The sequence below is a fragment of the Polyangium sp. 15x6 genome (assembly GCF_029960785.1).
In the GTDB taxonomy this organism is placed as follows: domain Bacteria; phylum Myxococcota_A; class Polyangia; order Polyangiales; family Polyangiaceae; genus Polyangium.
Genome location: NZ_JASBQE010000083.1, coordinates 41,095 through 54,525, shown reverse-complemented (window position 1 = coordinate 54,525; position 13,431 = coordinate 41,095). Strand labels below are relative to the sequence as shown.

The following is a 13,431-nucleotide window of genomic DNA, read 5'->3' as shown; positions in this document are numbered from 1 at the left end:
GGCGCGGGCGGGCAAGGTGGCGCGGGCGGGCAAGGTGGCGCAGGTGGCGCGGGCGGCGTCGGAGGCGCAGGCGGCAGCGGCGGCGTCGGCGGCAGTGGTGGCGCGGGCGGCGTAGGTGGCAACGGCGGCGCTGGCGGAAGTGGTGGCAGCGGCGGCGCTGGCAATGGCGGCGCCGGTGGCCAGGGCGGCTCCTCGTTCGTCTGCGGCAACGACCTCATCGAGCCGGGTGAGACCTGCGACGACGGCAACACGATGCCGGCCGATGGTTGCTCCTCCCAATGTCTCCTCGAGCCCGGCACCACCTGCGGCGACGCCGTCGATCTCCTCACGAAGGGCCAAACGCAGGGCGATACGCTCGTTTATGCCGGCACCACGATGGGCTCTGCCGTCGTCGGGTTCGGCACGCCAACCTGCTCGGCCGGCGGCACCACGGCGCCTTCCGTCGTGCACCGTTACACCACGGGCTCCTCCCCCGCGCGCGTGACCTTCGAGACCACCGACATCGGCGGCGCGCTCGCCGATACCGTCGCCTGGGCCTACCTCGACTGCCTCGACACCAGCACAGAGCACGCTTGCGACGACGACAGCGGCGACGGTCCCCTCGCGCGCGTCGAAACCGCGGTTTTGCCTCCCCAGACGCCGGTTTTCCTCGTCGTCTCCGGTTATGCGGCCGCGAACGTCGGCCCCTACGAGCTCCGCGTCACCGAGCAGCCATTCGCCCTCGTCGACGCTTCGGGCACCTGCGCAATGCCCTCCCCCGCCGGCGCGGGCAACTACGCCGGCACCACGCTCGTCTCGGACGGCGCGACCCTCTCCGCGAGCTGCACCGGCGCCGGCCCCGAGGCCGTTTATGCGCTCACGCTCCCTGGCCCCGCCGATCTCTCGGTCCGCGTCGCGCCCTCCTCGCCCCTCTTCGACGCCGGCGTATACCTGCTCGACGCTTGCACGATGAATGCGGGCGAGCTCGCCTGCGCCGACACCCAGCTCGGCGGCCATCCCGAGTCGTTCGGCCTGACGAACCTCGCGGCCGGCACGTATTACCTCGTCGTCGACGGCTTCAGCTCCATGGACTTCGGCGCGTATGCCCTCGAAGCCATGGTCCGCCCCGTTCTTGGCCCGGGTCTCGCGTGCGATGCGTCAGGAAAGGCGAACCGCTGTGCGGACGGCGCGGCCTGCGTCGATCTCGGCATGGGCCCGAAATGCGCCGCCGTGACGAGCCTCCTCGCGCAGGATTTTTCCTCCGGCTTCGACCCGTTCGTCGTCACCGACGCGAACGGCGACGGCAAGAGCTTCTACCGCTGCGACCCGCTCCTCGGCTGCCTCCAGGACAACACCACGGGCAGCGCCTCCGGCGGCGCGTTCATGCTCCTCAAGGACGAGAGCAACGTCGCGCTCGACGGCGAGATCCTCGCGTCTCCTTCCCTCGACGCGGGCCCCTTCACGCGCGTCTTCCTCGAATTCGACCACGCCTTCGACCACTGGACCTCGGCCACGGACCGCGCCGCGGTCGAGATCTCCGTCATGGGCGGGCCCTTCAGCCCCGTCGCCGCGTACACGCTCGACGCCTCGGGCCACGTCCGCCTCGACCTCTCGGCGCTCGTCGCCGGCAAGCCCTTCGTCGTCCGCTTCCATTACGACGACCAGACGGCCGGGGGCGACGGTCTCGCCGAGGAATGGCGAATCGACGACGTCCACGTTTACGGATTGTGACGCTCGCGCCCGACGCGGCGCACAATCACGCGCGGCCTTCCGCGACGGTGGACGGCGCCGAGAATGGGGAGTATGCAGCGGAGCGAAACGTCCCGTTTCGTGACGGGGAGGAGGATTCTCATGAAGGTCTACGGTCATCCGGCGAGCACGTGCACGCGCAAGGTCCTTTGCGCTCTGGCGGAGAAGGGCGTGGATTACGAGTTCGTGCTCGTCGACATCATGAAGGGCGACCAGAAGTCGGCCGAGCACCTCGCTCGTCAGCCCTTCGGCGTCGTGCCGGTCCTCGAGGACGACGGCTTCGTGCTCTACGAGTCGCGCGCGATCCTGCGTTACCTCAACGCGAAGCTCGGCGGCCTCGCCCCGACGGACGCGAAGGACCTCGGGGTCATGGAGCAGTGGATCAGCGTCGAGCAGTCGTACTTCAGCCCGCCCGCGATGAAGGCGATCCTCGAGATCTTCTTCTCGCCGATGAAGGGCACGACGCCGGACCCGGAGGTCGTGAAGAATGGCAAGGAGGGCGCGGCGAAGGCCCTCGACGTGCTCGAGCGCGCGCTCGTCGGCAAGGAGTTCCTCGCCGGCTCGTTCTCGATCGCGGAGATCACCTACGCGCCGTACTTCCAGTACCTCTTCGACACGGGCCTCGGCGACATCGTCAAGGAGCGCCCGAACGTCGCGGCGTGGTGGAGCCGCATCAGCGAGCGCCCGTCCTGGCAGAAGGCGATCGGCAAGGCGCGCTGATTCGTTCGACGTCGTAACAAAATGAAAAAGGCGCGCCTCCCGGGGAGACCGGGGGCGCGCCTTTTCGTTTGGGATCACTGCGAGCGCACGATCAAGTGGAAGCCGAACTCCGTCTCCACGACGTCGCTCATCTGGTTCACGGACAGCTCGAACGCCGCGTCCGCGAACGGCTTGACCACCTGGGCGCGCTCGATCTCCCCCACGGAGCCGCCGCGCGAAGCCGCGCCCGGCTCCTCGCTGTACTCCTTCACCATCTCGTCGAAATCCGCGCCTTCGCGCAGCTTGTCGCGCGCCTCCATCGCCCGCAGGCACGCCGCCTCGCGCGTGCGCGTGATCGACGCGTCCGCGTTCTTCGTGCCTTTGTACCTCACCAGGATGTGCTTGACCGTCACCTTCGGCGGCTCGCCGCTGAACTTCGCGCGCTTCGCGTTTGCCGTCGCAATACATTGCTCGGCCTTCTCCGCGTCCGGCCCGGCCGCCGCTTCCCCGCTCGCCTCGGGCTTCGGCGCCTCGGCGACCTTCTCGGGCGCCTTTTCGACGGGCGTCACGGGCTCCGGGGTTCCACCGCCGCACGCCACGAAGAGCGTCGCGGCGAGGAGCGACGCGAGACCGCCATTGCTTGCCTTCATCATCCCTCTTCTCCTTCCTTGTCCTTCGGCGCCTCGGCGTTCGCCGCCTTCGCCTCGGCCGGCGGCGCCGCCGCGCGATCGATTCGCTCGCGCAGCCGCCGGTATCCATCCTTCATGCGCCCTCGATGCGCGCTCACCACGATCGCCAGACCCACGAGCCAAAGCACCGCGACCGGCGCCACGGCCGTGTCCGTCACGTAGACCAAGGTCGGCCGGAAGGGCCGATCCTTCGTCACGAGCTCGCGGCTCGCGCTCATCGCATGCCGATACTCCGGCAGCGGCAGCGGCACCGGCGTCACGCCCTCCAGCACCCCGCCGCCTTTGTCCACCCAACCATTGCCCGATCGATCATCGTCGAGTTTTCCGCCGCCCAACGTCGAGACCGGCGCGGCGGCCCGCTGGGGCGGCGGCTCGTAGCTGATGTCCGACGACTTCATCGGCGCACGCGAGCCCATGGCCGCGAGGCCGATGAGTCCCACGAGCCCGAGCCCGCCAACGAGCACGAGCGTCGCCGCCGCCCGCGCCGCGCCCTTCGCGAACACGCCCACGGCCCAGATGAGCGCCCAGAGCCCGAGCGCGATGAGCGAAAGAACGAACCCCGGCTTCCAGAGGAACCAGAGCGACGCGAGCACGATCCCCCCGAGAATGCGAAGCATCCGCAATCGCGACGGGCTCGTCCCCGGCCCCGGGCGCACCGCGGCCCACCCCGCCGCGAAGCCGATGCCCGACACCAGAAGATCGCTCCCCTCCACCGCCCATTTCGGCCGATCCCCGCCGAGCAACGCCAGCGGGAACACCCCCGCGGGCAATCCCACGGTCAGATGCACGCGGCTCGCCGTCAATGCATACGACGGCATCGGCACCGTCACCGTCCCGAAGAGCGGCTTGAGCCCGGTCTGCGAGAGCGCTTGCACCTGCACCGATTGGCTCCCCGTCCGGAGCGGCACCAGGATTTCCTCCGCATCCGCGCCCTGCCGCATGATCCGCTCGGCCTTCCCCGACGTGGACAGGAAGATCGGCCGGCCCGAGGGCGCGTACGCGAGGTAATCGACGCCATTGTTCTCGTAGTTCACCTGATCCTGCGAGACCACGTCTCCGCGCGCCGTCACCACCACCGTCCGCTGGTGCGATTGCACCACGGCGGCGAGCGCGTCCACCGCCGCGAGCGGCGTCACGGTCGCGTCCATCTTCTGGCCTTTTTGCATCAGAAACAGCCGCGAGGTCGGCTGCGACCGCGGAATGGGCGACTCCGCCGAGTCCACCTGCCGCGCGTCCCCGGCCACGGCCACGCGATGCTCCGGATCACTCTCGATGAGCCACCACTCGTAGCCCGAGCGCGCGTCCGGCGCCATGGCGCCGAGCTTCGCGAGCGTGCCCGTGATGGTCATCTCCGCCGTCCGCCCCGACGTCGGCAAGATGAGCTCATTTCCCTCGACCCGGAACCCCGCCGCGCCCGTCACGTCGAGCACCTTCTCGCCGAGTGTGAGCGGCAATCGCACGACCCCGAGGTCCGTCCCCGAGCGCATCACGAGCCGATATTCGAACCCGATCTCGCGCCCCACGCGCACCGCGCGCGAGAGCTGGAAGACCGTGGGCCCGGCCTCGGCCGCCTTGTCCTGCCGATTCAGGTGGATCGTCGTCCCCGCGATCCCGGACAAACGTGATCCCTCGACCACCACCCCCGACGCGAGATCCGCCTCCAGCGTGTTCAAGGGCCCGGCGATCTGGAGCGTCAGATCGCTCCCGAGCGTCATTTTTCCTTTGAGCACGAACCGCTTCGCGGACGTGTGCAGGAAATACCGATCGCCCTCGAATCCGATCGCCGCTTCCTTGTCGTTCTCCGTCACGCCTTCGAGCCGCACCTCTTTCGGCGGCCCGAACAGCGGGATGTCGACGGCCCCGTCCGCGAGCACCCGGCCCACGAGCTCGAATTCGAGCGGCCCCTCCCCGACCCGACCCGAGAGCTTCAATCGTTCGAGCGTGTAACACCGCGCCGCGCACGCTGGACCTTTGCCTCGGTCCGCGATCCATTTCGACAGCGCATCGAGCTCGCCCGCCCATCCGCCCGGCGCCGGCGCCGGCTGCGCTGGACCCGGCGCCGCCGGCGGATCGGCCGCGAGCGCCGCGCCGGGCGCGAGCAACAGCGCCGCCGACAGGATCCCGAGCGAGCGACGCTTCAAGCCGAGAGAATCGCCTCGATCGGCAGCGCTCGCCCCAGGATCCGCTCGATCGTCGCGACCGGCGTCCCCGCGGCGGGCCTCACGTACCGTGCATTCTGGTGATCGTCCGACGATGCCGTCCAGCATTTCTTGTGCTCCTCCGCGAACGCGCGGAACGACTCGGCCACCTCTGCCTTGTGGCGCGACGTATAAACCTCGATCCCGCTCGCACGCGCGAGGACCGCGCGTGTCCTCTCCTTGTCGCGGTACCGGCCCGGGTGGGCCACCACGTCGAGCGCGCCGTCCTGACGGATGCATTCGATCGCCTCCTCCGGCGTCCAGCCGAAGAGCTCCCTATCCTCTTCCCAGAACCGCACGTGATGATCACGGAACGCCGGAAACAGCGTCGTCCGCGAGGCGACCCGATCCAGCATCGATTGCAGCGCCGGAAAATCGGCCGGCGCGAGGGCCTCGAATGTGCCTTCCGGATCGATCGCGCGCCGCTCCTCCTCCGAAATCCCTTCCATCCACGCCAGCACGAACGCCTTCCATTTCGCCTGCACCCGCTCGCCGCGCCGGAACAGCGCCGTCTGCCGGAGGAGCGGCAGCACCGAGAAGCGCGACGGAAAATAAGCGAGCACGTGAAACTGCTCGGCCCGATCCGTCCCGAAATGCAAGAACGACGTCACCTCCAGGGCCGGCACGAACATGAGCCCCGCCCCCGCCGCCGCCCGCGCGGCGCGGGGCACGGCGGCGAGCACGTCGTGATCCGCCACGGCGATCACGCGCATCCCGAGCTCGCGACGGAAATCCACGTACGCCTCCGGCGTCGCGCGGCCGTCGGAGAACAACGTGTGCCCGTGCAGGTCCGTCGGGAGAAGCATTCAGAGCGAATTCGCGATCGAGAACGAGTAATTTGTGAAGGCCCCGTTCGGGTTGTCGTACTTGTCGGCCTTCAGCATCTTCTCCCCGTCCGCGTACCACTTCTCCGTGATGTTCGAGTATCCCGTGTAATCGGCGACGAGGTACGTCTTCACGTGCGTGTACATCATCATCCGCCGCGCCTTCGCGGGCACCTGGATCGTCCCCTCGTACGTCGTGCGACCCGAGCCCAGGAAGCGCGAATTCGGTTTTTCCGTGAGCATCACCTCGGGCCGCCAGTCGAGCCCGTCGTCGAAATGCACCGCATAGGCGACCTCGTGCACGATCTTGCCGTAAATCGGGATCGTCACCCAGCCGAACCGGCTCGCGCTCTGCGCCTTGCCGATCTGCGTGTCGATCAGCGATTTGTCCACGATCACGTCGGCCCGCCAGTCCGACACCGCGAGCAAGAGCTCCGCCCCCGCGATCGGATCGTCGCCCTCGATGATCCGGTTTTTTTTCGTCGCCTGCGCCCAATCCATGAGCAGGCTCTTGTTCGGCAGCTCCCCGCCGAAGACCGCGAGCGTCGAGAGCTCCGCCGCCGTGATGCTCGCGCTCAGGCCCCCGGGGGCGACGTCCGTGATCGTGATCGCGAACCCGATCCAGTCGGCTTTCGACGGCACGACGAACGTCTTCGTGATCGCTTTGAACCCATACGGATCCATGCCGGTGTAGGTCGTCACCGGCGCCTTCAGCGACGCGATCGTCGTCGCCTTGTCGACCGCGCTCACGGTCACCGTCGCCGTGATCTGCTGGAGCCGCGCGAGATCGGTCGGCAGCGGCGACCCCGGGTAGAGCTTGTCCCAGAGCATCCACACGGGCAGCTCGATCGTGAGCGCCTGGCCGGCGCGCAGAAACTCGTCCGTGTTCGCGTTGACGAGCTTCACGTTGAAGTTGCCCGGGAAGCCGTCGAGCGCGAGCGTGCCCGTGCCCGGCGAGAGCTCGTCTTCGGCCTCGGCGATGGGCTCGTCGCCCGGCTCGATCGGCTCGGCCACGCACCCCGTTTGCGCCCCCGAAAGGGCGATGAGCCCCGACGCCGCGGCGACGCCCGTCCCCGCCTTTCGCACCCTCACCTTGATCATTGTCCGAGGGTAAGATGAAGCCGCGTGCCGCGACAAGACCCGACCACACCCCTCCCCCATGATACGGCCTCTCCGCCCGATCACCGCTGCGTCCACCTGCGCGCGCGCGGCGCCTTCCCCGGCGTGAAGCCCGACGCGCCCGTGGAGCTCTTCGGCGAGGTCTGCGACTGGCAAACGGGGATCCCCCTCGCCTCCACGAAGGCCGGAGCGCCCGGCGAACGAATCGCCGAGGCCACGCTCGACCTCCCCGCTTCCGTGTATTCGTACAAGCTCCGCGCCGGCGGCCACTGGTCGCTCGACCTCGACAATCCGCGGACGCGCTCGCGGGATCGAATTCGGAACAGCGTCCTCTCCGTCGGCGGCGCGCCCGAGCCGCTGCTCTTCGCCCCCGCGCCGCCTTTTGTCGTGCACGCGCCCGAAAAAGACCATTTCATCGTCAGCGCCGGCCTGCGCCGCGGCCACGGGGAGCACCTGCGGCTCCTCTGGGAAGGCGGTGAAATCGAAATGCCCCGCGTCGCCGAGGAGGACGAGCACCTCTTTTTCCGCGCCGCGCTCCCCGGCCCGACGAGGCCCCTCCGCATCCGATTCGATCCCGGCCCGCGCGAAGCATTTTTCCTCGTCCCCGCGCCCGCGGACGATCTCCCTGCCTGGTGGAAAGATGCCGTCCTCTACACCATCTTCGTCGACCGTTTCGCCCCGCGCCCCGGCGCCTCCTGGGGCCACGATCCCGGCCGCGATCGCCCCGCCGGCGGCCACCTCGACGGCATTCGCCTCGCATTGCCTCGCCTCGCCGACCTCGGCGTCACCGTCCTTTACCTCACCCCCACGATCGTCGCCGCCTCCTGCCATCGCTACGACCTCGTCGATCCCCTCCGGATCGACCCCGCCGTCGGCGGCGAACCCGCCTTCGAACGCCTCGTCTCGGAGGCTCGCGCCCGCGGAATCCGCATCCTCGTCGACCTCGCCTTCTCGCACGCCGGCCGCGGCTTTCCCCCCTACGAGGACGTCCGCGCCCGCGGCCCGGGCTCCCCGTTCGCCGCCTGGTTTCACTGGACAACCCCTTCCCGAGGCGCGCCCAAGCTCCGCCATTACGGCAGGCGCAAGGACGCCCCCTTGCTCGATCTCGATCACCCCGAGGTCCGGTCCCTCGTCCTCACCGCCACGTCCCGCTGGGCGAAACGCGGCGCCTCCGGCCTGCGGCTCGACATGGCCGCCGAGGTCCCGCACGACCTCGCCGTCGCCATTCGCGAAACCTTCCGCCGCGAAAATCCCGACGCCGTCGTCCTCGGCGAGCTCGTCCCGGCCCACGCCCATCGCTGGACGAGCCGCGGTGCCCTCGATTGCGCCACCGATTTCGGCTTTCACGACGTTCTCGTCGATTTCCTCGCCAAACGCGCCGTCTCCGCCGAACTCGCGGCAGAGCGGCTCGCCCTCCTCGACCTCGACCGAGGCGCCCCCGGCGCCCGCTCGCTCCGGTTCGTCTCGACACACGACCATCCCCGCTTCGCCAGCATCGCCCGCAAACACGGCGGCCCCTCGCGCCACGGGCTCCTCGGCCTCTTCGTCCTCCTCGCGTGGCCCGGCGTCCCTTCGCTTCTTTATGGCGAGGAGTACGACCTCTTCGCCGAAACACCCGTCACCGAGCCCGAGGACGTCTGGCCCGATCGAATGCCCCTCCCGCTCCACCCCGACGCCGCCGGCGAGCGTGCTTTTTCGATCGTCCGCGCCCTCCTCGCCCTGCGCGCGGCTCACCCCGCGCTCCGCCGCGGCACAGTCAAAGTCGTCTTCGCCGAGGGCAGCCTCTTCATCTTCCGCCGCGCCCACGAGACCGAGGTCCTCGACGTCGCCGTCAATCTCGGCGCCCCCGTCGACGTCGACCTCGAAGACGACGAATTCCCCTCCGCGTCGCTCCTCTTCTCCCTCGGCGAGGCCCGGCTCTCGGGCCAGACGCTCACGCTCGCCACGGACGCGGCGGCCCTCGTCCATCGCGCCCGCTGAAGGCCGCGCTGGCCCCGGGCGCCCGATGCGCTACGATCCGAAGAGCCCGGCCCGCGCGCCGCACGGAGCTTGCCATGAAAAACCTTTTACATATCGCCATTTTGATCCCGATCGCCTCGATATCCCTTTATGCCTGCGATCACGAGGAGAGCGTCCCCGCGGGATACGAAGACGTCGTCTACAGCGGCACGACCACCGACGAGGCGCTCGCCGCGTTCCTCACCGCCGCCGAGGCGAATCCGCCCGCGAACGTCCCCTCCCAGGCGCCCGGGCTGCTCTCGCCTCCGGCCGGCACCATGCTCTCGGCCTCCACCATTCCCACATTCTCCTGGGCCGTCGGCGCCTCCTCGCGCCTCGCGCCGCCCGCGCCGCCGTCCCTCCTCCCCGCCGAGCCTCGCGCCGAGCCCCTGCTCGCCCCGCTCGCCGCGCTCCTCGGCCCCGTCCGCGCGGCGCACGCGCATGGCACGCCGTTCACAGGGTATGCGACCTGGCTCGTCGTCTCTTCCGACGCCGATCCCAAGCTCGCCCGTGTCTTCACGAGCGAGTCCTCGTGGAAACCCACGGACGCGATCTGGGCGCGTATCAGCGCGGCCAAGGCGCCCATCACGGTCGAGCTCCAGGGCGCGCAGCTCGTCGACAACCGCATCGACATGGATGGCGGCCCCTTCCAGGGCAGCAAAACCACCTTTACGATCACGCCATGAGCGCACCTCACCTTCGCGCCCTCGCCGGCGCCGCCCTGCTTGCCGCCCTGCCTGCATGCGGGGACGCCCCCATCGAATACCAATACAGCCCGTACACGGGCGAAGCATTCCCCGATCGCCGTGAGCCCGTCGCCGTCCCTCCGGGCGGACTCGGAATCGTCACGGACAGCCTCTCGGATACGCTGTCGCTCCTCGACCTCGGCACTGGCGAGAAGATCGGGCATGTCCCGGTCGGCCGTGATCCCGTCGGCCTCGACGGCCCCCACCACGTCACCGTCGACAGAACCGGCGGCTTCGCCTACACCGGCCTCTCGTATCCCATCGTCGCGACCGGCGGCCCGCACGCCTCGCACGGGAGCAGCATCCAGCCCGGCTACGTGCAAAAGCTCGCGCTCGACGACTTCCGCATCCTCGGCCAGGTCCGCGTCGACGCGAATCCCGGGGAAATCGTGGCCTCGGACGACGGTCGCCGCGTCGTCGTCTCCCATTACGATCTGCAGCGCGCGATCAAGTATCCGGGGGACCTCGAGAGGTCCCGCGCCACGATCGCCCTCGTCGACCCCGAGGCCGTCCTGCCCACGGGCTCGGCCGATCCGCCGCGGATCCTCACCTGCATCGCGCCGCACGGCATGGCCCTCTCGCGCCCCGACGGCGCCCGCGCCTACGTCGCCTGTTATGGTGAAGACGTCGTCACCGTGGTCGACCTCGACAAACGCGAGGTGATCGATCGCATCCCCGTCGACGCCTCCGGCGGCTCGATCGGCGATCCGAAATACGGCCCCTACTCGGCCATCCTCTCGCCCGACGGAAAAATCCTGGCGCTCGGCAACACGGTCTCGAAGGACGTCCGTTTCTTCGACGTCGAGGCGAACGCGATGTTGCCCGACCGCCAGATCGACACGCTCGGCGCGCCTTTCTTTCCGGCCTTCTCCGCAGACGGCAAGCGCCTCTGGATCCCCACACAATCCCCCGACGCGCTCGTCCTCTGGGATCTCGAAACGGACCAGGAGATCACCCGCCGTGATTTCACGGCCGACGAATGCAAATGGCCGCACGTCGTCGATCGGCTCGACGACACGCGTATGATCCTCATCTGCGAGGGTGACCACGTGGTGCCAGGCAAGGTCCTCACGCTCGACGCGGCGACGCTCGCGACGAAGAGCGAAACTGTCGTCGGCGTGTATCCCGATGGCATTGCGCAGATCCCGGGCGCGGCGGTCGGCAATTGACACCTCGCTCATCGCCGTGATACCGGCTACGGCATGACCCACATGACGGATTTTCTCGAGCGCAGGCTCGCGCGACGCTTTCGCGCTCACGACCACGATCTCAATGGATTTTTGCAGCGACGTGACTTCGAGATATCGGCCGTGCGTATGGCCGAGGAGTTCGGCCACGGTCCCGAGTCTCCCGCCCGGCAAAGGCTCGTCGAGATCAGCTTGGGCTTGTGGGAGCACCTGCGGAAGGTCGCCGATTTCGACGCCGACGACCGCATCAGCTTGGCCGAGTACAAGGCTGCGTTCGCGGCGGGCATGCTCGAGACGCCCGAAACGTTCGATCAGAGCTATGTCCCCTACATCAACGCAGTGATGGATGTCGTCGATCTGGATCGCGACGGGAAGCTCACCGTTTCCGACGAGGTTCGCTGGATGGGATCGTTGATGCGCGTGCCCGAACAGGTTGTTCGAGATGCGTTCCACCGCATCGACAAGGACAACGACGGCTTCATCACCGTCAGCGATCTGGTCGAGACCATTCGCGGTTATTACTTCGACGAATCGCCCGACTCCCCCGGCCACTGGCTCCTCGGCCCGCTCGATTTCTGACCTTCCGGTTTGCGGCCCCAAACCTGAAAAAACAGGTGCGAGACGACCAGAGTCTCGGGATCGTCGCAATGGCGCTTCAGGTCTTGCGTGAGCGCGTTCAGCTCCTCCTCCTTGGCGAAGCCGTCCCTGACGAGGTCGTCGCGGACATTCTGGACGAAGTCGAGGAAGATGCTCCGGCGGTTATGGCCATGCGGGTAGACGTGGATCACCGGATTCACTTGAATCTCCACGATCCCGGCGTCACGCAACATCCGGTGGACTCTCCTCCCGACGAACAGGTCGACGCCCTTTGCACGGCTGTACGCCTGGAAAATCTCGAACAGACGATCCCAGGCGGGGGAAGGTGGGTCGCACATGTGCGGTAGATAGTCCGCCTCGTGGCTCGCAATGACGCCTCCGGGACGCAGCAACGAGACCATCTCATCGACGACCTGTTCCGGCTCTGGAACGTTCACGAGCAGCAATCGACAGAACACCACGTCGAACGACGATTTGGGGAGGTTCGTGGCCCTCGCGTCCCCTTGCACGACCTCGACGTTGGTTCGCCGTTGCTCCGCCACATGCTTCCGTGCCGAAGCGACGAACCCCTCGTTCTTGTCCAGCCCGACCACGGTCCCGGACGGCCCCACGCGCTCGGAGAGCAGCTCGAGCACGCCCTGCGGGCCGCAGCCGAGCTCGATGGCCCTTGCGCCTGGGCGAATCTGGATTTGATCGAGCAACCACCGAGCTTCCCCCGCGAGTTCCTGGATCTGCTTGCGGAGACGCTCTTCTTCCTGCGCGCTGCGCCCGAGCAGATAGATGTCGGATTCTGACATGATGGATGTCGTCTCTCGCGTGCGGCGTTGGGACGTCAAGGAACGCCGAGAAACGCGAGCAGATCCGCCATTTGCTCGTCGGAGAACACCTCCATCGAGAACGGCGGCATCTGCCCGCCGTACCCCAGAAACCCGCCGTGCCGCGTCTTCTGCACGAAGACGAGCCTGCGTTGCTCCTCCGTGTACATGCCGAGCGGGTGCTCGGCGAGCGTCTGATCCGGCAGGATCGGCGCCCGCGCCACGAGGCGGCCGTCGCCCGTCTTTGCCGCGCCGTGACAGCTCTCGCAGGCGCGCGTGTAGACGGACGCGCCCGCGGTCGCGTCGCCCGCGGCTGGCGCCGTGATCTGCACCGGCACCGTGAACGGCCATGGCTGCTCGTCCTCCGCCCCGGCGGGCAAAGCATCGAGATACGCATACAGCGCGCGGCCCCGCTCGTCCTCGGCCGACCAGGATTTGCTCGACAGCATGAAATAATAAAGACAATGGTTCATCGAGCGGAGCAGCTCGACCTCCATTCCGCCCCAATACGAAGCTCGCCGCGTCACGCCCGCGAGCGGCGCGCCGGGCAGGATGGGTCCGTCCGCGGACGGCTTCGACGTCGGGTGGCACGTCGCGCAGGAGAACGAATTCGCCTGCGTCTCGGTGAGCGTCGGGTCCGAAAAGAGCGCCTTGCCGTGGTCCTCCGCGGAGCCCTCCACGATCTCGGGCTCCGGCTCGCACGCACAAAGGAGCCCCGAAAGGAGCGAGGCTCCGGTGAGAAAAGACATCCATCGCATATGGCCCATCCTAGCAGCCGCCCCTCGAGCTGGCTTGTGCCCCCCGTGCAGGCTGTAGTATCAACCCGGAAAC

The 13,431-nt window shown here is 68.3% G+C and carries 12 protein-coding genes; 6 read left to right on the top strand and 6 right to left on the bottom strand.

The genetic code is table 11. The features are described 5' to 3' along the window. Both QHF83_RS39685 and QHF83_RS39680 read left to right on the top strand, forming a co-directional pair. Positions 1-1,710: myxococcus cysteine-rich repeat containing protein (locus QHF83_RS39685; protein WP_282423282.1), on the top strand; the 1,710-nt coding region annotated here is incomplete at its 5' end. Between the two features lie 120 nt (positions 1,711-1,830). Beyond that, a complete protein-coding gene (locus tag QHF83_RS39680; RefSeq protein ID WP_282423281.1) occupies positions 1,831-2,448 on the top strand; it encodes a glutathione S-transferase N-terminal domain-containing protein in 618 nt (205 codons plus the stop codon). A gap of 74 nt (positions 2,449-2,522) precedes the next feature. Here the strand turns inward: QHF83_RS39680 and QHF83_RS39675 are convergent, their stop codons facing one another. The 4 genes from QHF83_RS39675 to QHF83_RS39660 are packed head-to-tail and all read right to left on the bottom strand — an operon-like array spanning position 2,523 to position 7,239. Then, on the bottom strand, positions 2,523-3,080 hold the full coding sequence (locus QHF83_RS39675) for a peptidylprolyl isomerase (RefSeq protein ID WP_282423280.1): 558 nt from the start codon (positions 3,078-3,080) through the stop codon (positions 2,523-2,525). Further along, positions 3,077-5,257 (bottom strand): hypothetical protein, encoded by a 2,181-nt coding sequence (locus tag QHF83_RS39670; protein WP_282423279.1) that lies wholly within the window; start codon positions 5,255-5,257, stop codon positions 3,077-3,079. Before QHF83_RS39670 ends, QHF83_RS39675 begins: the two co-directional genes overlap by 4 nt. Beyond that, positions 5,254-6,120, bottom strand: coding sequence for a PHP domain-containing protein (locus QHF83_RS39665; RefSeq protein ID WP_282423278.1), 867 nt, complete (start codon positions 6,118-6,120; stop codon positions 5,254-5,256). Before QHF83_RS39665 ends, QHF83_RS39670 begins: the two co-directional genes overlap by 4 nt. Then, the gene (locus QHF83_RS39660) at positions 6,121-7,239 is read right to left on the bottom strand and encodes a hypothetical protein (RefSeq protein WP_282423277.1); all 1,119 of its coding nucleotides are present in this window, start codon (positions 7,237-7,239) and stop codon (positions 6,121-6,123) included. A 24-nt stretch (positions 7,240-7,263) separates the two neighbouring features. Here QHF83_RS39660 and QHF83_RS39655 point away from each other — a divergent pair, with 24 nt between their 5' ends. The 4 genes from QHF83_RS39655 (at position 7,264) to QHF83_RS39640 (ending at position 11,767) form a co-directional block, all read left to right on the top strand. Further along, positions 7,264-9,237: an alpha-amylase family glycosyl hydrolase gene (locus tag QHF83_RS39655; protein WP_282423276.1), complete on the top strand. Its 1,974-nt coding sequence runs from the start codon at positions 7,264-7,266 to the stop codon at positions 9,235-9,237. 74 nt (positions 9,238-9,311) lie between these two features. Further along, positions 9,312-9,941, top strand: coding sequence for a hypothetical protein (locus QHF83_RS39650; RefSeq protein WP_282423275.1), 630 nt, complete (start codon positions 9,312-9,314; stop codon positions 9,939-9,941). Then, positions 9,938-11,170 (top strand): YncE family protein, encoded by a 1,233-nt coding sequence (locus QHF83_RS39645; RefSeq protein ID WP_282423274.1) that lies wholly within the window; start codon positions 9,938-9,940, stop codon positions 11,168-11,170. Before QHF83_RS39650 ends, QHF83_RS39645 begins: the two co-directional genes overlap by 4 nt. 147 nt (positions 11,171-11,317) lie before the next feature. Beyond that, positions 11,318-11,767, top strand: coding sequence for a hypothetical protein (locus QHF83_RS39640; protein ID WP_282423273.1), 450 nt, complete (start codon positions 11,318-11,320; stop codon positions 11,765-11,767). Here QHF83_RS39640 and QHF83_RS39635 read toward each other — a convergent pair. Both QHF83_RS39635 and QHF83_RS39630 read right to left on the bottom strand, forming a co-directional pair. Beyond that, positions 11,707-12,582, bottom strand: a complete 876-nt coding sequence (locus QHF83_RS39635) for a methyltransferase domain-containing protein (protein WP_282423272.1) — start codon at positions 12,580-12,582, stop codon at positions 11,707-11,709. The two genes, QHF83_RS39640 and QHF83_RS39635, sit on opposite strands and share 61 nt — an antisense overlap. 35 nt (positions 12,583-12,617) lie before the next feature. After that, positions 12,618-13,358 carry a cytochrome c gene (locus tag QHF83_RS39630; protein WP_282423271.1) on the bottom strand — a complete coding sequence of 247 codons (741 nt, stop codon included), beginning with the start codon at positions 13,356-13,358 and terminating at the stop codon, positions 12,618-12,620. Between the last annotated feature and the right edge of the window lie 73 nt (positions 13,359-13,431).